This is a genomic window from Aquiflexum gelatinilyticum, assembly GCF_024813435.1.
Classification (GTDB): domain Bacteria; phylum Bacteroidota; class Bacteroidia; order Cytophagales; family Cyclobacteriaceae; genus Cognataquiflexum; species Cognataquiflexum gelatinilyticum.
The window spans coordinates 182,009-201,008 of sequence record NZ_JANAEZ010000008.1 but is presented as its reverse complement, the minus strand read 5'-3'; the positions used below and the strand labels follow the sequence as shown (position 1 = coordinate 201,008).

General features: G+C 42.9%; 19 protein-coding genes. 12 read left to right on the top strand and 7 right to left on the bottom strand.

Going from position 1 to position 19,000, the window contains the following annotated elements:
• From NK987_RS17055 to NK987_RS17020, 8 genes are all read left to right on the top strand, one after another.
• Window positions 1-1,911 (top strand): RecQ family ATP-dependent DNA helicase, encoded by a 1,911-nt coding sequence (locus tag NK987_RS17055; protein ID WP_259264837.1) that lies wholly within the window; start codon window positions 1-3, stop codon window positions 1,909-1,911.
• Complete coding sequence (locus tag NK987_RS17050; protein ID WP_259264836.1) at window positions 1,911-2,504, top strand: hypothetical protein; 594 nt, start codon at window positions 1,911-1,913, stop codon at window positions 2,502-2,504. The genes NK987_RS17055 and NK987_RS17050 overlap by 1 nt, the downstream gene beginning before the upstream one ends.
• A 1-nt stretch (window position 2,505) precedes the next feature.
• Window positions 2,506-3,057: an NUDIX hydrolase gene (locus NK987_RS17045; RefSeq protein ID WP_258423903.1), complete on the top strand. Its 552-nt coding sequence runs from the start codon at window positions 2,506-2,508 to the stop codon at window positions 3,055-3,057.
• 20 nt (window positions 3,058-3,077) lie between these two features.
• Window positions 3,078-3,527: an acyl-CoA thioesterase gene (locus NK987_RS17040; RefSeq protein WP_259264835.1), complete on the top strand. Its 450-nt coding sequence runs from the start codon at window positions 3,078-3,080 to the stop codon at window positions 3,525-3,527.
• Between the two features lie 54 nt (window positions 3,528-3,581).
• Window positions 3,582-4,268, top strand: coding sequence for a tetratricopeptide repeat protein (locus NK987_RS17035; RefSeq protein WP_275982566.1), 687 nt, complete (start codon window positions 3,582-3,584; stop codon window positions 4,266-4,268).
• On the top strand, window positions 4,268-5,230 hold the full coding sequence (locus NK987_RS17030) for an L-threonylcarbamoyladenylate synthase (protein ID WP_259264833.1): 963 nt from the start codon (window positions 4,268-4,270) through the stop codon (window positions 5,228-5,230). The genes NK987_RS17035 and NK987_RS17030 overlap by 1 nt, the downstream gene beginning before the upstream one ends.
• 209 nt (window positions 5,231-5,439) lie before the next feature.
• Entirely contained in the window at window positions 5,440-6,639 is a 1,200-nt protein-coding gene (locus NK987_RS17025) for a phosphoglycerate kinase (RefSeq protein WP_259264832.1), read from the top strand.
• Between the two features lie 170 nt (window positions 6,640-6,809).
• Window positions 6,810-7,043 carry a YgdI/YgdR family lipoprotein gene (locus NK987_RS17020; RefSeq protein WP_258423898.1) on the top strand — a complete coding sequence of 78 codons (234 nt, stop codon included), beginning with the start codon at window positions 6,810-6,812 and terminating at the stop codon, window positions 7,041-7,043.
• A gap of 19 nt (window positions 7,044-7,062) precedes the next feature.
• Here NK987_RS17020 and NK987_RS17015 read toward each other — a convergent pair whose 3' ends face one another.
• Window positions 7,063-9,402 carry a glycoside hydrolase family 3 protein gene (locus NK987_RS17015; protein ID WP_259264831.1) on the bottom strand — a complete coding sequence of 780 codons (2,340 nt, stop codon included), beginning with the start codon at window positions 9,400-9,402 and terminating at the stop codon, window positions 7,063-7,065.
• Window positions 9,403-9,615: 213 nt separating this feature from the next.
• Between NK987_RS17015 and NK987_RS17010 the strand changes: the two genes are divergently transcribed.
• A complete protein-coding gene (locus tag NK987_RS17010; protein ID WP_338021205.1) occupies window positions 9,616-13,044 on the top strand; it encodes a ThuA domain-containing protein in 3,429 nt (1,142 codons plus the stop codon).
• 125 nt (window positions 13,045-13,169) lie between these two features.
• Here NK987_RS17010 and NK987_RS17005 read toward each other — a convergent pair whose 3' ends face one another.
• Window positions 13,170-13,922 (bottom strand): NIPSNAP family protein, encoded by a 753-nt coding sequence (locus tag NK987_RS17005; RefSeq protein ID WP_259264829.1) that lies wholly within the window; start codon window positions 13,920-13,922, stop codon window positions 13,170-13,172.
• Window positions 13,923-13,952: 30 nt separating this feature from the next.
• A complete protein-coding gene (locus tag NK987_RS17000; RefSeq protein ID WP_259264828.1) occupies window positions 13,953-14,324 on the bottom strand; it encodes a transmembrane 220 family protein in 372 nt (123 codons plus the stop codon).
• A gap of 133 nt (window positions 14,325-14,457) precedes the next feature.
• Here NK987_RS17000 and NK987_RS16995 point away from each other — a divergent pair, with 133 nt between their 5' ends.
• Genes NK987_RS16995 through NK987_RS16985 form a run of 3 tightly spaced genes read left to right on the top strand, consistent with a single transcriptional unit; the run spans window position 14,458 to window position 15,851 of the window.
• On the top strand, window positions 14,458-14,964 hold the full coding sequence (locus NK987_RS16995) for a DUF1579 domain-containing protein (RefSeq protein ID WP_259264827.1): 507 nt from the start codon (window positions 14,458-14,460) through the stop codon (window positions 14,962-14,964).
• 10 nt (window positions 14,965-14,974) lie between these two features.
• On the top strand, window positions 14,975-15,550 hold the full coding sequence (locus NK987_RS16990; protein ID WP_259264826.1) for a hypothetical protein: 576 nt from the start codon (window positions 14,975-14,977) through the stop codon (window positions 15,548-15,550).
• 4 nt (window positions 15,551-15,554) lie between these two features.
• A complete protein-coding gene (locus NK987_RS16985; protein ID WP_259264825.1) occupies window positions 15,555-15,851 on the top strand; it encodes a winged helix-turn-helix domain-containing protein in 297 nt (98 codons plus the stop codon).
• Window positions 15,852-15,858: 7 nt separating this feature from the next.
• On the opposite strand, the gene rhaM is transcribed toward NK987_RS16985, so the two are convergent.
• The 4 genes from rhaM to NK987_RS16965 all read right to left on the bottom strand — a co-directional run bounded on the left by rhaM (window position 15,859) and on the right by NK987_RS16965 (window position 18,932).
• Window positions 15,859-16,182: an L-rhamnose mutarotase gene (gene rhaM, locus NK987_RS16980; protein ID WP_259264824.1), complete on the bottom strand. Its 324-nt coding sequence runs from the start codon at window positions 16,180-16,182 to the stop codon at window positions 15,859-15,861.
• Window positions 16,183-16,264: 82 nt separating this feature from the next.
• Window positions 16,265-16,825 carry a LutC/YkgG family protein gene (locus tag NK987_RS16975; protein WP_259264823.1) on the bottom strand — a complete coding sequence of 187 codons (561 nt, stop codon included), beginning with the start codon at window positions 16,823-16,825 and terminating at the stop codon, window positions 16,265-16,267.
• On the bottom strand, window positions 16,822-18,180 hold the full coding sequence (locus NK987_RS16970) for a lactate utilization protein B (protein ID WP_259264822.1): 1,359 nt from the start codon (window positions 18,178-18,180) through the stop codon (window positions 16,822-16,824). Before NK987_RS16970 ends, NK987_RS16975 begins: the two co-directional genes overlap by 4 nt.
• Entirely contained in the window at window positions 18,177-18,932 is a 756-nt protein-coding gene (locus tag NK987_RS16965) for a (Fe-S)-binding protein (RefSeq protein WP_259264821.1), read from the bottom strand. The genes NK987_RS16970 and NK987_RS16965 overlap by 4 nt, the downstream gene beginning before the upstream one ends.
• Between the last annotated feature and the right edge of the window lie 68 nt (window positions 18,933-19,000).

The following is a 19,000-nucleotide window of genomic DNA, read 5'->3' as shown; positions in this document are numbered from 1 at the left end:
TTGAGAGAAAAGGCTTTCCATATTCTCAGTACGGTTTTTGGATACAGTGACTTCCGTCCTGTTCAGTTGGAGATCGTGCTTTCTGTTTTGGAAGGAAAGGATACGCTTGCCCTTTTGCCCACCGGGGGGGGGAAATCCATTTGTTTCCAGGTTCCGGCTCTGACGATGGACGGAATCTGTGTGGTGGTAAGCCCGCTGATTGCTTTGATGAAAGATCAGGTGGACAACCTTCGGAAAAAGGGGGTTTTGGCTGCAGCGATTTATTCAGGGATGGGAAAAAGAGAGATCGATACCGTATTGGACAACTGCATTTACGGTAATTACAAGTTCCTTTACGTTTCCCCGGAGCGGCTCAAAACCGAGATTTTTATAGAGCGCTTCAAAAAAATGAAAGTCAATCTGATCGCTGTTGATGAGGCGCATTGCATCTCACAATGGGGATATGATTTCAGACCGCCTTATTTGGAGATTGCGCTGATCCGTGAATTTCACCCGAATGTTCCATGTCTTGCCCTGACTGCTTCCGCTACTTTGAAAGTAAAGGCAGACATCATCGAGAAGTTAGAGCTCAAAAAACCATCGGTCTTTGTCCGTTCTTTTTTCCGAAAAAACCTCAGCTATTCGGTCAGATTAGTAGAAAACAAGCTGGAAAAAGCCATTGAGATTCTGAATAAAATCCCCAGCTCGGCCATTATCTATGTCAGAAACCGGAAAGGCACCAAGGATATCGCCAATGTGCTCAATCAGATGGGGATTTCGGCAAGTTTTTACCATGCCGGCCTAGACAATGAGACGAGAGACAAGCGGCAAAATGAATGGAAGAAAAACCAAATCCGGGTCATTGTCGCCACCAATGCCTTTGGGATGGGTATTGATAAACCTGATGTCAGGGTAGTAATCCACATGGATTTGCCCGAAAACCTGGAAAACTATTATCAGGAAGCTGGCCGTGCAGGGCGGGACGAACACAAAGCTTATGGGGTTTTGCTGACTAATGAGCAGGACATGATGGTCTTGGAAGAGCGTGCGGCGATGGCTTATCCTCCGATTGATTTCTTGAAGAAAGTATACCAAAGTCTGGCAAACCAATACCGGATTGCGGTGGGAAGCGGATTTATGGCCAGTTATGATTTTGACATGTCTTCCTTTACGTCGACTTATGGGCTTGATTTGCTGACAACGTATAATGCTTTGAAAGTTCTTCAAGAAGAAGGGTTTTTGGAGCTGAATGAAGGATTTTATTCACCTTCGACTATTCATTTTTTGGTTGACCAAAGCAAACTCTACGAATTTCAGATCGCCAATGCCAAATTGGACCCCTTGATCAAAGTCTTGATGCGGACTTATGGCGGGGAGCTTTTTGTCGAATACCTCAAAATCCAAGAATCTAAAGTGGCCAAAAACGCCAAGATGGAAGAGTCTGACCTGATCAAACAACTCGAATACCTGGATCAGGTGGGGATTTTGGCTTACCATCCCAGAAATGACAAACCCCAAATCACTTTTCTGACAGCAAGATTTGATGCCGGAAAGCTACCTTTGAATGCAAAGAGAATTGAGGAAAGGAGACAAAATGCCATTTCCAAAGCCAAATCGATGGTAGGCTATATCAAGAACGCTTCCCTTTGCCGGGCAAATCAGATCTCCTCTTATTTTGGGGAAGAGGGAGATGATTTTTGCGGGATATGCGATGTCTGTCTTGAAAACCGAAAACATCATGATACTGAAGCAGAAAGGGTCAGAAAAAAGATTATTCAAACTTTAAGTGGGGGAACCTTGTTTTCCCTTCATAAAATCCAAGAAATTCCGGGTTTGAAAAACGATCCTTTTACAGTCAGGATTTTGAGAGAACTCGAGGAGGAAGGATTGATCATGACAGAACCAAACGGCACCTATAAAATCAAACACTGATGGCCTCATTTATTGATGATATTTTGGGAAAATTATTTCCTAAAAAATCAGCTCCCATGAACATGAAAGAGAATTTTTCCCAATCCGAAGGGGAAAAGGATATGGTTGCGAATTGGATGGAATCAGAGGAGGGAATGGCGACACTGAAGCTCATCAACAAAAATTACCATTTCAAAAAGTCAGGAATCACGGCTTCCCCGGAGGTACATATCCTCAATTCTCCATATGCCAACGGATTTGCAGTTTCTTTTGAAAGCCCTTTGGACGAAAAAACTTTTTCCCATCTTTTCTTTGCTTTTGGCAGACGAATGTTAGATTTGGGATATCATCGTGTAAGTCTGGACAGAAAAATGGAGGAAATTCAGGAAAATGTCAGGACTACTGAAAAACAGTATTTCAAGCCACCCCTGAGTAGCACTGATTTTTCCCAAAAGATTGACCAGATGTTTGGCAATGTGAGCATCGAAAAGGTCAATATCAACGATAAACCCAGCTTCCTCAAAGTTTTGGTCACGGTCTATTCAGACCATTTGTATCAAAACGCAAAGCCCTTTGACCAGTTTATCGACGATTTATTTCAAACCTACCCTTAGTATGGACCGAAAATCACTTAGAGAAAACCTTGAAAATTACAGAACACCCTTTGAAGATGAATCCTCTTTTGTGGATGATTTCATCGAGCTTACCTTTGATGACAATGCCTATGTCAGGGAAAGACTGGAGGGACATTTTACCGGATCGGCTTGGATTGTCAATAAAAGAAGGACACATACGCTTCTGACTTTACACCGAAAGCTCAACAAATGGCTCCAACTCGGAGGCCATGCGGATGGGCATGAAAACCTTCTTGAGGTGGCCATGGCCGAAGCACAGGAAGAAAGCGGGTTGACTTCTTTGAGGATTGTGGATTCAAGGATTTTTGACATTGACAGGCACACGATTCCGCAGAGAGGCGATGTTCCTGAGCATTTTCATTATGACGTCAGGTTTTTGTTTGAAGCCGAAATGAACGAGCCACTTCAGATTTCGGAGGAAAGTAAAGACCTTGCCTGGATACAGTTTGATGCCGTGGAGGATATAGTGGGGCTAAATCCATCTATTTTAAGGATGTTGGAAAAAACCTCCAAATCAGAAATCTTGATGTGATCCATCAAAGAATCAACACAATGAATAAATATAAACCGGAGGATGTACTGTCCTCTTTTTCTTTTTCAGTCCCGATCCAGGTCCGTTTTTCGGATATCGATGGCTATATGCATGTCAACAACGGGATCTATTTCAATTATTTTGAGCATGCCCGGGCTGAATTTTTATTTAGGGTCTGCGAATGGGATATTTTTAAAGTAGGTACGGTAGTTGCCAATATTAATATTGACTATCGGACTCCCATCCATGCCGAAGACAGGCCCGATGTCTATGTAAAATGTACCGGAATCGGGAATACTTCATTTGTATTGGAGCAGGTATTGATGGGGAAATCAAAAGACTGCGGGGATAAAATCTTTGCCCAAGCTTATACCACTATGGTTTTTGTGGACATGCAGACAATGCGCCCTGTCCCTGTTCCCGAGGAGTATGCTTTAAAATTAATGGGGAAATCTTCCAAAGAGGCATAATTCTTTATCTTTGCCCAAAATTAAAAAACCGTGAAAAAAAATCTCCTTTGGCTGATGGCCATCATCTCGTTTTGGTCTTGTAGTCCTTCCGAGCAAGAGCTCTTTGATGAGGGAATCAAAATGATGGAAACCGAGCAATATGACAAAGCCATTGAGTTCTTTGACAGGACCATCGAAAAAAATCCTGCAAATACCACCGCACTGAATGCAAAAGGAGTTGCCCTTTTCCAACAAAGTAAATTTGATGAAGCCATAGCCTCTTTTTCAGCTTCCATAGCCGTAGATTCCACTTCTTACAAACCCTACTTCAACAGGGGCAATGCCTATTTGGAGAAAAAATCCTACAAAGAAGCCCTGTTGGATTACAATACTGCCAATGGACTCGATCCAAAACAAAACGACATTTACTACAACAGAGGGCTTGCTTTATTGGCTTTGGAACAATATGAAGATGCCATCTTCGATTTTGATGTGGCGCTTCAGGCGGATCCGAAAAATGCATTGGCACAATTCAACAAAGCAAAAGCCCAACTTGGCAACAATGACCCTGTCTCAGCCATCAACTCACTGATCAATACCGTCAACCTTGACAAGCAAAACGGCGCGGCCTATTACCTTTTGGGTGTGACGCAGATGAGCGCTTTCGGTCAAAAAGAAGACGGCTGTGCCAATCTCAAACTTGCCCTGAGCCTCGGATACGCAGAAGCAAAGACTTGGATAGACGATTTTTGTAAAGAATAATGGCCTCAATCGGTAAGGACATATCAAAAGCAAAAACCCTGCTCGAACAAGGGCAATTGGTCGGAATCCCAACCGAAACGGTATATGGATTGGCCGGCAATGCCCTGAATCCTGATGCTGTGGCCAAGATCTTTGCAACCAAAAACCGACCGGATTTTGATCCTTTGATCTTGCATACTTCCGGCATGGAACGGGTCCATGATTTTGTCAAAGAAATCCCTTTTCCTTTGGATCTGTTGGCATCAAAATTTTGGCCGGGGCCACTGACTTTGCTTCTGCCAAAAAAGGAAATTGTACCTGACTTGGTTACAAGCGGGTTGGATACCGTGGCAGTAAGAGTGCCGAGTCATCCACTGACCAATGAGCTATTGTCAGAATTGGATTTTCCTTTGGCAGCGCCGAGTGCCAATCCCTTTGGCTACATCAGTCCTACCAAAGCAAGCCATGTCAATGACCAATTGGGTGACAAAATAGCTTATATCCTTGACGGAGGAGACTGTGAAGTCGGACTGGAAAGTACAATCGTGGGATTGGAAGAAGGTGAAGTGACTGTCTACCGTTTGGGAGGGTTGGACCTGAATGCCATCCGTGAAGTGGTGGGCGAAGTGAGAGTAATGACACATTCGAGCTCCAATCCAAAGTCACCGGGAATGCTCAAGAGCCATTATTCCCCAACAAAACCATTTATTCTTGGTAAATTAGAAGATCTTGTTTTGGAATATTCCACAAGGGGAATTCCATTCGCGATTTTATCTTTCTATCAAAAATTTATATCCCTAGATCAATCCAAACAAATCCAATTGAGCCAAACAAAGGATTTGAATGAAGCAGCAAAAAATCTATTTGCTGCCATGCGGGCTTTGGATACCATGGATGTTTCCGTAATTTTATCAGAGCTTTTGCCTGAAGAAGGATTGGGTAGGGCGATCAACGACAGACTGCGGAGAGCGGCTGTTCAGTAGGCAGGTTTCAGTGGGCAGTTTTACAGTATTCAGTTTACGGTTGGCAGTGTTCAGTAAAAAACCTGTGTCAGTGGATCAGTTTTCAGTGTCAGAATTATTTTCTTCATTCGATGAAAGGTCAAAAAACCAAAATTACTTCCAACTTCTTACTTCTAACTTCCTACTTCCCACTTTCTTTAATCTTCAAAACCTTTTAAACAACAATAAACATGAACAACAGAATCAAAAGTGTGGACAATCTTGATTTTAAGGGTAAGAGAGCCCTTGTCAGGGTAGATTTTAATGTCCCTTTGGATGAGCATCAAAATGTAACAGACGATACGCGAATCAGTGCGGCCATTCCCACGATCGAAAAAATATTGAAAGACGGCGGTTCAGTGATCCTGATGTCGCATCTTGGCAGGCCAAAAGATGGTCCTGTGGATAAATATTCCCTAAAACATGTCATCAGCAATCTCCAAAAATTATTGGGACAATCGGTGAAATTTGCTCCTGACTGTATCGGAGAGGAAGCCAAAAACCTTGCTGCAGGCTTGAAACCAGGGGAAGTGCTTTTGCTTGAAAATCTCAGGTTTTACAAAGAAGAAGAAAAAGGAGATGAAGCTTTTGCAGAAAAGCTTTCAAAATTGGGTGATGTGTATGTGAATGATGCCTTTGGCACCGCTCACCGTGCACATGCTTCCACGGCTGTGATTGCCAAATTTTTCAATACCAAAGCCGCCGGTTACCTGATGATTTCAGAACTTGACAATTCTGACAAAGTTCTTGAAAATCCTGAGCGACCTTATACAGCCATCATGGGCGGCGCAAAGATTTCTGATAAAATTTTGATCATCGAAAGGTTATTGGACAAAGTCGACAACTTAATCATCGGCGGCGGAATGTCCTATACTTTTTCCAAAGCAAAGGGTGGAAATATCGGAGACTCTCTCTGTGAGCCTGACAAGTTGGACTATGTGTTGGAGTTGATGAAAAAGGCAGAGCAAAAAGGAGTGAAAATCATCCTTCCATTGGATACGGTTACTTCTAAGGCTTTTGCCAATGATGTCGAACAGGGTCTGGCCAAAGCCGGAGAAATTCCTGACAATTGGATGGGATTGGATATCGGACCGGAAACAAGGAAATTGTTCGGAGATGTCATCAAAAACTCCAAAACCATTCTCTGGAACGGCCCAATGGGGGTTTTTGAAATGAGTAGTTTCCTAAATGGAACCGTGTCTGTAGCCCAAGCTATCGCAGACGCCACAGAGGCCGGCGCATTTTCTTTGATCGGTGGCGGTGATTCGGCCGCGGCTGTCAACAAATTTGGTTTTGGTGACAAAGTATCTTATGTGTCTACCGGTGGAGGTGCTTTGTTAGAACACATGGAAGGCAAGGTATTGCCAGGAGTGGCAGCTTTAATGCCTTGATAAAAGTTAATAAAAAGTAAGTGAATAGATTACGAAAAAAGGCCGGTAATTGTCGGCCTTTTTTCTTTCAGTCCTTTACCTCCAAAAATGATATAAGAAAGAATAATTCAATCCTCCTTGCGTTTTGCTACAAAATTGTAATTTTGGCCTTTATTGTTAAATCTTCACCCATGAAAAAAATCTTTTTTACATCCATCCTTATCCTGGGATTGGCAGGTTGTATATCCGATATCGAAGAAATCTCAGGAACATGTACTGTCCTTCTTAAGGATGGTACCACCATCGAAATGAGTCAGGACATCAGGCAGAATACAAGAACAGGGACCATAACCTACCGTGATGAGGACGGTAAATTGTGGTCCATATTCAAAGAAGACTATGAGTCTTTTGACTGTGGGTCTTGATTTACGTGCTTAGGGCTATTTATTTTTTCTGATACTTTTCTGTTCTTGAGTCTTTGATTACTCCTTTCCAATTTAATCCAAAAGCGAAATCATAGGTATTGCCTGCCTCATCTACATGGCAATCCATATCATGGGCTACATCTTCAAATTGGCTTTCTACCGTTTCCATATTGGCAGGCATCTGTACCGGTAATAATCCGCTTGGTTCTGCAGCTCCTGATAAAATATCTAAAATTGCCTGATCCTGAACATTGAAGTGCAACACGATTCCCTGAACCTCTTTTTCAAATTCTGAAAAAACCATTGGGTTAGAGGCCGAAATAATGGTTATAACAGGTTTTCCGTTTATGACTTTTTTGGTATCCATGATGTTTTGAAGGTCCTTCAGATTGGAAGCTGTGATGGTTTTGTTTTTATAAGACCTGTTGGTAACCTGTGGAGCGAGTACCGGATCTCCTGCCGCAAGGCTTTGTTCTCGGGCAGTAGCAGCTGTGTAAGTGCCATATTGGAGACTGATGGGCACATAGCCATTGCCTCCATTCATTCTGTCTGCAGGGTCATATCCCGTTCCTGATTCAGGGTTGCTGACAAAGACCAATGCAAAATCTGCTTCCTCGGGATTTTCGGTAACCTGAAAGTATTTTTTGGCGATTTCAAGGTTCACTGCATCTACCCATTGTTCTTCCGATTTGATTCCCCACCAATTGGTAGTTGAAGGAATAAATTTTTTAGGGATATAGACCTTGCTGTTTTTGGCGATGGGAAGGACATTTTCTTTATTCTTCAACATGACCACGGACTTGACTTGCGCCTGAAATCCTTCTTCCATAAATGCCGGATTACCGACAGTTTCCCTGGTATGGGCGATTTCGAGGTAAGGATTTTCAAATAAGCCTGTCTGGAAAATATTCCTCAACAGCCTCACCGCTGACTTTTCAAATCTTGCTCTCATCCATTCTTCACCATGTTCTTTAACGCCTAACTGGTAGGCTTCCAAGACAGGTTTGATGTCATTGTTGCCGCCAAACTGATCGGCACCTGCCATGATTACCCGGTAATGTCTTTCGGCAATGCTGGCGGTTTCCATGCCCCATGGTTTTCCTGCGAAGACTTCCACATTGTCTCTTTCATTGCCTGTCACTCCCCAATCGGTGCAGACGACGCCTTCATATCCATATTTTCCTCTCAACAAATCGGTAATGAGATATTCGCTGTAGGCATTGGCTACATTTTCTCCGTTTTTGCTGTCCTGCCCATAAGAAATGGTATAGTAAGGCATGACTGCTGAAGCAGATTTGGTTTTTCCGCTCAGCTTAAATGCGCCTTCTGTGAAGGGTACCAAATGTTCTTCGAAGTTGTTCCCGGGATACACCGCAAACTTTCCGTAAGCAAAATGTCCGTCTCTTCCTCCTTCTTCAGGTCCGCCACTTGGCCAGTGTTTGACCATGGCATTGACACTTTGAAAGCCCCAACCTCCGGAGATTTCATATTCAGGTGCAGAAGACTGAAATCCGTCTACATATCCCCGTGCCATGTCCGCCGATAGTCTTGAATCCTCTCCGAAAGTCCCTTTCAATCTGTTCCACCTTGGTTCGGTACCAAGGTCTATCTGCGGAGAAAGTGCTGTCGTCAATCCCAAAGCCCGGTATTCTATGGAAGCAACTTCTCCAAACCTTTGCACCAAAGCCGGATCAAAAGTCGCTGCCAATCCTAGGGCTTCAGGCCACATGGAGATATTGCCTCCTGCGCCAGCGTTGTATTCCGTACTCGCGATTGGGCTGTGTCTTGGGTCTGAACTGTTATTGGTCGGGATTCCGAAACCCAAACCTTCGACATAAGCTTGGGCATTGTTGTTCCATTGGGCAGCTACTTCAGGGCTTTCTACCCCTGTGATCAATACATGCCTGAGATTGTCTTCAGTCAAAAACTTCTTTTGTTGGTCTGAAAGCGAGGAAGATGGCATACCGCTTTCAGAAAGTGGTTTTCCTTCGTATGTACCTGCACCAAATCCCACGGGTGCAGCAGGGATGGCTTGGTGAGAACTGTAAAGCATCAGTCCTGCAATCTGTTCGACTGACAATTTGGTGGCCAAGTCAGTTGCCCTATCCTTAAAGGAAAGCCTCCAGTCTTCGTATTTGTCAAGTTCTCCGTTCTTGTTCAGGTCCTTGAATTTCAACCCTTTTTCATCAAGAATATTGACACCCGAAGATTTTGAATAACCGAGTTTTGCACCTTTTGATTGGGTGAGGATGGTGATATTTCCATCTAATGGGGTTTCTTCCACCACATTTTTTTCGCAGGACATCAACATGGCTGCTATCGCAAACATAGGGATGGTTTTTTTGGTTATTTGTTTCATGGTCAGCGTATTTATATCCAAATGTATTTCAAAATGTAAAAAATACATAATGAAATTTTTGCAGGTCAATTTAATTAATTAATATTTGCTTTTGGTTCAAAGAAATCGACCAATCTTACGGCTAAATGCCCACTTAAATGATTCAACCGCAAGCACATTGAGAATCTCTTTATATTTCCCAAAAAACAATAACCTATGTTAACCTTTGATTCCTTGAAAAGAAGTTTATTTCTTCTGATGACGGTCTTGGTGGTATTTGCGTCCTGTAATAAAAGGAGCGGAAAACCAAAAGTCTTAGTATTTAGTAAAACGGCCGGATTCTATCATGAATCCATTGTGGATGGGGTAGCTGCCATCCAAAAACTCGGAGCAGAAAACGATTTTGACGTGGACACTACGACCAATGCGGAGATGTTTACGGAAGAAAATCTGAAAAAATATTCAGCAGTCATTTGGTTGAGTACTACTGGTGATGTACTCAATCATTACCAAGAGGCAGATTTTGAGAGATATATCCAAGCAGGTGGTGGGTATGTAGGTATCCACGCAGCAGCGGATACCGAATACGAATGGGGATGGTATAGTAGACTTGCAGGCGCTAATTTTTCTTATCACCCCGGCATAGGTGACCCACATCCAAATGTTCAGGATGGTAAATTGAATGTTACAGATAGAAACCATCCAACTACCCGTTTTTTACCGGAGATTTGGAACAGAAGGGACGAATGGTACCATTTCAAAAAGCTGAACCCCGACGTCAATGTTTTGATGGACATAGATGAATCAAGCTACTTGCAGACTAAACCGATGGGATTCCATCCAATGGCTTGGTACCATGAATTTGATGGTGGAAGGGCATTCTATACAGCAGGGGGCCACACCAAAGAATCTTATACTGAAGAACTTTTCCTAAAACATGTTCTTGAAGGAATCAAATATGCTATCGGGGAAAACAAAGAGTTGGATTATTCCAAAGCAAAGACCCAAAGAGTTCCTGAGGAAAACAGATTTGAAAAGATCAACCTTGTAGTCGGTGAATTTACCGAACCTACCGAAATGACCATTTTGCCCAATCTTGACATCTTGATAGCACAAAGAAGAGGTGAGGTCATGCTGTACAAAAACGGTGATTCCACAGTCCGAGAGATTGCCAAGCTGGATGTGTATTGGAAAACAAGTACGCCTGGTGTCAATGCTGAGGAAGGTTTGATGGGTATTCAGAAAGATCCGAATTTCGCGGAAAACAATTTTATTTTCATGTATTACAGCCCAACGGGCAAGGAAGTCAACAGGCTTTCAAGGTTCAAATTTGAAAATGACAAGCTGGATTTGGCTTCTGAAAAAATCATTTTGGAATTGTATTCCCAAAGGGAAATTTGCTGTCATACCGGTGGTTCTATCGCTTTCGACAAAGATGGATTGCTTTACCTTTCGACAGGAGACAACTCCACGCCGTTTGACCAAAGAGACAGCAAATTTGTCAACAGAGGCTTTGCACCTTTGGACAACAGAGATGGTTTTGAGCAATTTGATGCTAGAAGAAGCTCAGGAAATGCCAATGACTTGAGAGGAAAGATTTTGAGGATCAAAGTAAACGAAGATGGCAGCTACGAGATTCCGGAAGGCAATTTATATCCAAAAGGAACTGAAGGTACAAGACCTGAAATATATGTTCAGGGAAACAGAAACCCTTATAGAATTTCCGTGGATCAAAAAACAGGATTCCTCTATTGGGGAGAAGTAGGTCCTGATGCAGCCAATGACAGCTTGGATACAAGAGGTCCAAGAGGCTATGACGAAGTCAATCAGGCAAGAAAAGCGGGTAATTTTGGTTGGCCGTATTTTGTTGGCAATAATTACCCTTACCGAGAATTTGACTACACTACAGGAACTCCTGGTGCGGCTTTCGATCCTGAGAAGCCAGCCAACAACTCCAAAAACAATACCGGGGTGAAAGTGGTAGCGCCGATGTCGCCTGCATTTATATGGTATCCATATGGAGTTTCTGCTGAGTTTCCACAGCTCGGTACAGGCGGCAGAAATGCCATGGCAGGTCCTGTCTATTACTCGGACATGTATCCTGCAGATACAAAATATCCTTCCTACTATGATGGGAAGTTCTTTATGTATGATTGGGTAAGGGGTTGGATCAAAGTGGTGACTATGTTGCCAAACGGTGACTTTGACAAAATGGAGCCCTTTATGTCCAAAACCAAATTCAATGCCCTGATCGATATGGAAGTCGGCCCGGATGGTAAATTCTATGTGTTGGAATATGGAAATGGGTGGTTTACCAAAAATGCGGATTCGGGACTATCCAGAATTGATTTCAATGCAGGAAACAGAACCCCTGTCGTCCAATCAATTTCCGTAGATAAAAAATCCGGTTCAATTCCCTTCACGGCAACATTTACTGTAGAAGCCAATGACCCCGAAAACGACCCCTTGAATTTTGTTTGGGATCTTGGAAACGGAGAAACAGTCAATACCACAGAACCAAAATTGACACATACTTTCACTGCAGTCGGTGATTATGATGTACAGGTTTCGGCCATCGATCCTAGCAATTTGAGTGCAAAAAGTACGATAGCTTCTGTTTATGCAGGAAATGTTGCCCCGATCGTAAACATTGAACTCAAAGGGAATCAGACATTCTATTTTCCTGGTAAGAAAGTAGTATACAATGTTTCAGTATCAGATCCTGATGATGTAGCGGCAGGTAATGACCTTTCTACCCTGTATGTCTCCGCAGACTATATTTCAGGATTGGATCAGGCAGAAGCAGGCAAAGGTCATCTGATCATGACTGAAGCCATGACAGGAAAGAGCTTAATAAGTTCATTGACTTGTATGACTTGTCACAAAGAAGACGAAGCTTCCATCGGCCCTGCTTATGTGGATGTGGCGCGGAAATACAGAAGAAACCCTGAAGCCGCAACAACTTACCTTGTGAATAAAATCCAAAAAGGAGGAGGCGGTGTTTGGGGTGAAACGGTAATGCCTGCAAACCCGAACCTGAAGAATGATGATGCCAAAAAAGTAGTTGCCTATATCCTTTCACTTGGAAGAAGAGATGCTGTCGAAAAGCCTTCACTACCGGCATCTGGATCGGTAGACCCAACGGTTAGTAAGGCCCTGAGTGACAATGGGGTGTTTGTCCTTTCAGGAAGTTTTACGGACAGAGGAGCAGAAGGAGTCAAACCTTTGACAGGAAACAGTGCAGTAACCCTCCGAAATCCGAAGATGGGAATGGATCAGGCAAGAAACCTCGTCGATTTCTCAACCATGTCGTTTGGCGGAATGACCTTGATGATGATTCCTGACAAAGAAGCATCTTTTGCTTTCGAAGGAATTGACCTTACTGATATAGGCTCTATACAGGTATTGGGAGGTGGTCAGGAACCTAGTAATGAAGGTTTTGTCATTGAAGTCAGATTGGATTCACCTTCAGGTAAGAAAATCGGCGAAACCAAGTTGATGACTTATCCAGGTGGTCCCGGAGGACGCGCAGGGGGAATGGCAAACATCACCATTGAACCAATCACGGATGGCAAAAAGCACGATATTTATTTTGTAACAAGACCGGCGGCGGCAGGAGAACCAACAGCGATTTTGGTATCTGCGGAATTCAAGGCCAAGTAAGCCTCTGACTTTGTTTGCATTAATTAGCACGATTGATTAAAGTCAAAAGTAAAGCCCCAACAAAATCGACAGATTTTCTTGGGGCTTTCTTATTTGAAAATGAAAAATAGCAAATAAATGTTCCTTTACTTCAAAGGCGAAAAAGGGAGAGGCTTAAGGTATACCGAGGTTATCTTTTCGACTATTTTTCCGTTTTGCTCTGAAGCATCTCGGACCACAATCCAAGAAGGATCTTTTCCGAATTTTTCGAAGGATGCTTTGCCAGCTTTTTCATTCTTGTGTGCCAAAAGATAAACCAATTTGGTCTGTACAGCAGGATCTTTTTCGACAGTGTACCAATACATCACATTGATCATGCCGTGTTTTTGGAACAATTCACGTGTATAATCCCTGAATCTCGCATGGATTGCGTCCACTTTTCCTGGCATCATGGTATACGTCCTCAATTCAAAAACCCTTTCTCCTTGGTAATCATCGCGGATGATTTCCGGTGTCAGGTCAGGTGCATTTTCCATAAATACCTGTTCAACTTTCGCTACCAAAGGACCATTTGCTTCTGAGGCCTTCGCAGCGGCTTGCCACTCGGGACTGTTGGCAAATTTATTCCAGAATAAATCCCTTGATTCTTTGTTGGGATAGGCAAGAATGAAGGTTAAGGTGTTATTGGTTTCGTCCGTAGGAATGAAATAGGCAATGTTTTCAATTCCGTTTTTTTCAAACAATTTTAGGGTATGGTCTTGAAATCTTTTGATCAGATCGGGTCTTTTTCCTTCATGTGCAGTGTAAGTCCTCATTTCAAAATACCGGGTATCCTGAGCATGGATCAGATTGGGAATCAGGCCGCAAAGGACCAAAATAATAATTGAAAACTTTTTCATAAGGAATTATAATTTAATTGGACTGTAATTTTAGATTTTGTTTTTCCAGCCAAAATAGGCTGATACGGAAAGAATCGCGGCAATGATAAGCAAGCCAAATGTTTCCCTAGCTTCTTCGGATTCCTGCGTTTTCATGGTCAGGTCTTTGTTTTCTAGTTCATAATTGACCCACTCGGATACCGAAGTCGGATAGAAATAAACCGCTCCGATGATACTGGCTACAATAATTATTCCCAAAGGAATCAAAGGATGTTTTCCCATTACGGCAAGTCCGCAAAATATAGCTGCAAGTAAATAGACGGATACCCATATTTGAGGATCGGGGTCGTTGACTTGCCAATAGGCAAAAAGCAAGAATACAATCGACCAGAAAATGAAGAAGTATTTTGGGAAATTTTTCATGGTATGGTGGGTTTTGTCTACAATTTAGGAATTAAAATGGAGGGCTTGGAAAAGTTTTTTGTAGAAATTTGAATCAAATTTGGTTTATATTATAAACTACTTTATATTTGAAATTCAAATAAACACTTACACCATGAAAATAGGGGTTTTTATCACCATAATGGTTTTGGCTTCATTGTCTGTATATGGACAGGTTTCCTCTCAGGAAGCCATAAAGAAACTTTCATTTATAGAGGGAAAATGGGAGGGAAAAGCTAGTGTAACCACCGGACCGGGTCAGACCATGCAATTGGATCAACATGAAAATGTAGAGTTGAAATTGGGAGGGAAAATACTTTCTGTCGAAGGAAAGGGATATAATGAAGGCAAACTTGAATTCAATGCCTTTGCGATCATTACTTTTGATGAAGCCAAACAGGAATATGAAATGATGAGCTGGCTGGCTTCAGGACAAAAGACGAAAGCCTATGTAACCGTGCAAGATGACAAAAATTGGGAATGGGGTTTTGATGTTCCGCAGGGAAAAGTTCGGTATTTCATTACTTTAAATGAAAAAGGTCAGTGGTCAGAGAAAGGGGAATTTTCTCCCAATGGGAAAACGTGGTATCCGAGTTTCAACATGCTTTTAGATAAAAAATAATATATCGAAAATGGAAAATACCGAAAAGTGGGATGAGGCTGAAAGTATTCAGTTGATCCGGACGATGATCGAATCCACCAAATACAAAATCTATTCGGACAGGTTTATATATCTCCTTTGGGGGTATTCGGTACTTGGATGCGCACTGATTCATTATTTATTGGAATTTGTAATTGGATTTCAAAACCCTTCTTTGGTTTGGATGGCAATGCCGTTGGTTTCCGTTGCACATTTTGTTTTTATAAACAAAAGAAAGACAGCATCCACCGGACCAACATTTACAGGCAGGGTAATGGCAGGGATTTGGACAGGAATGTTTTTCGCAATTATTGCCTTGTTGATCGGTTCTTTTAGAATCGGATGGGATTCCACGTATCCATTTTTTATGTTGTTGTATGGATTGGCCGGTTATACCACTGGAGTTACTTTGCAATATAAATACCTCGTTTGGGGAGCCTTGGCAAGCATGATCTGTGGGGTAATGGCTTTTTTTCAACCTTTTCAATATCAGTTGTTGCTCTTAATGGTCGCTATTGTTGTGAGTTATATATTGCCTGCCCATTTGATGGGGAGTTTAAAAAAATAATTTTATGTTCAAAGATTTGGATCCCCTTCTCCATAGTCAATTGAGGTTGGCGATCGTGTCATTGCTGATGTCTGTGGAGGAAGCAGAGTTTAATTTTATCAAAGAAAAAACCAAATCTACAGCCGGCAACCTGAGTGTACAGCTATCCAAACTCAAGGACGCGGGTTACATAGAGGTGGGTAAGTCTTTCAGGGATAATTTTCCACTGACCACATGCAAAATCACCGAAAACGGAAAGGTAGCATTTGACCATTATGTGAGCGCATTGGAGGGATATATCAAACTGAGGGATTCTCAATGAAAAGAAATCACAACCTGAACATTTCCTCCAAAGGAATACTTACAGGGGAATTGTCTGGATTTGAAATAGAGATATCGGCCATGTATTTCCACCATTTTTGTACGACAGGATGGTTACCAAGTTCTTGGGAATTGCCCTTTCCTGTTATTCTTTGAAAGGCAAATAGGGTGGAGGTTTCTCTGTCCAAAAAAATGAAATATTCAGAAATTCCCGAATCCTCGAGTAGTTTTTTCAGTTCGGGCCATATTTCATCATGTCTCCGCCTGTATTCTTCTTCCATGCCGGGACGGATAGACATCTTGAAGGCAAATGTGCGCTGTTCTGTTTTCATTCTGTTTAAATTCAAAGTAAAAGTCCAGCTAAAATCTTGACCGGATTTTGTCACACCTTCGAGGTTTTGGAAACCTCAAAGGTTAAACCAACACCACCCTCAGACTCTTTGCCCCGTGGGCTCCAATTACCAAAGATTGCTCTATGTCGGCAGTCTTGGAAGGGCCAGCGATAAATAGCCCAAAACCGGATTCCTGTAAGCCGATCCTGTCATAAGCATGATGCATGTTGGCGACCAAATGGGCAGAATCCAACACAATCACCAAATGCTCTGTGATGAAGGGCAGTGCCCGCAAACCCATATCCTGATCCTCCAACCATATTGCACCGTTTTCTGCTACTCCGAATTGTCCCCTGATAATGGCTAGATTCAGGTCATCGAGGTGATGTGCATCTTCAGTGATTCTGATATTGGTGAAGGAAGAAAAATCTTCAATACGGGAATAGACTTTTTCGAAAACCTTAGAATCCAACAAGCTTAAAAACTCCTCTTTTGATATCACTTCACCTTTGTTGGCTTGGATGGAAGCTATAAACCTGGCTTTCAAATCACCCTCAAATTCGAATTCAGGGATAGTTGGAAGGTCCTTTGCTTCCAAAGGAACTGCCTTGATTTTGGACAATATCAGATCCCTGCTGCTCATTTGCGGTTCTTTTTGTACCAGTCTTTGAATGACTCTTTTGGCAACTCAGGCAAGTCCCGTTGCTTTCCCCAGGTATTCAGACCTGAATAGGTGATGCTGTCAGGCAGGATTTTCAAAGCCCCACGCATCAAATTTCCGCTGAGGTTATAGGCGAAAGGAACCGAAAAAACCCCATTGGCAATCTTCATCGCCAGACTTTTAGCCCTGTCAGGCTGTGCTTTGGTGATTTCCTGCCGCCACTCATAGAGTTGCTCGTGGATATTGATCTTCACAGGACAGACATCGGTGCAGCTGCCGCAAAGGGTGGAGGCAAATGGCAATGAACTGTGTTTTTGTAAATCTATGCCCGGAGACAATATCGATCCAATCGGACCGGGAACAGTGCTTTCATAGCTGAAACCACCGCTTCTCCTATAAATCGGACAGGTATTCATACAAGCCCCACATCGGATACATTTGAGTGAATTTTTGAATTTTGGTCTTGCCAATTGTGCAGTCCGGCCATTGTCCACCAAAACGATATGGATTTCTTTTCCCGGAGATGGACTTCTAAAATGGGAAGTGTAATTGGTGACGCTTTGTCCTGTCGCCGATCTTGCGAGCAGACGGAGGAAAACCCCCAAATGGGCCCGCTTCGGGATGATTTTTTCTATTCCCATACAGGCGATGTGCACATCTGCGAGGTGGACACCCATGTCGGCATTGCCTTCATTGGTGCAGACCACAAACTCTCCCGTTTCCGCAACTCCGAAATTCACCCCAGTGATCGCTACTTTTGCGGAAAGGAATTTTTCCCTCAAATGGATTCTTGCCGCGTGGGTGAGGTAATCCGGATCTTCGTTTCCTTTTTCGGTATGGAGTTTTTCGTGAAAAATTTCAGAAATATCCCTTTTCTTCAGATGGATTGCCGGCAAGACTATATGACTTGGGGCCTGATTAAGGAACTGTACGATGCGCTCGCCAAGGTCCGTATCCACGACTTCGATTCCATTTTTTTCCAGATAGGGATTCAAGTGACATTCTTCTGTCAGGATGGATTTGCTTTTGACGATGGCTTTGCAGCGTTTTTCCTTCAGAATCCCAAGAATAATCCGGTTATGTTCTTCTGCATCTTTTGCCCAGTGGACATGGATGTTGTTGGCTTTTGCATTTTTTTCAAATTCCTCCAGATAACTGCCCAGATTGGCCAATACATTGTCTTTGATCTGGGAGGCAAGGTCCCTGAGGTTTTCCCATTCAGGGACGGATTTGCTGATTTTATCCCGCTTGTCCCGGACAAACCACAGGGTCTCATCATGCCATTTGGACTTGGCCTGATCCTGCAAAAATTCCGCTGCCTGTATGGGATGGCTCATGAGATGGCTTCGTTTAGGATTTCGGAGATATGCTTAAACTGGATGGGATTGCCGTTTCGCTTGGCGATTCCCTGCAAATGCATGATGCAGGACATGTCTCCTCCCGTAAGGATTTCAACATGTTGTGCTTGGTGGTCGGCCAACCTATCCTTGCCCATTTGGATGGAAAGGGCTTCTTCGCTTACCGCAAATGTGCCTCCAAAACCACAGCATTCATCTTTCCTTTCCAATTCAACCCATTCCAATCCTTCCAGATTAACCATCAATTGCTTCGCTTTGTTGAAAGGGGTTTGGTGTAATTCACTTGAAGCCGAAAGCCTCAAACCTCTTTGCCCATGACAGGAAGCATGGTATCCAACCCTGTGGGGAAAGCTTCCTTTGATATTCTCGATTTTCAAGATATCAGTCAAAAACTCTGTCAGTTCAAAAATCTTGTCATGAAGCTCAGCTTGTTCTTTTTCCATTCCTGCGATGGCAGGCGCATGTTCTTTGACGTGCAGGACACAGCTACCTGATGGGGCCACGACATAATCAAAATCTTTGAAAATCCTTATAAAATGCTTGGTCGTGGCAATTGTATCCCTCTCATACCCCGCATTGGCCATGGGTTGCCCGCAACAGGTCTGACCCATTGGATAAGTCACTTGACAACCCAATTTCTCCAGCAATTCCAAAGTCGCAATTGCAACCTTGGGATAAAACTGATCGACGTAGCAGGGGATGAAGAGGCCTATATTTTTATTAAAATTCATTGTGTGGCGAATTCGGGTATTTTGGAAAGATATTTTTTGATACTGGATATTTGTGGATACTAGCGTCT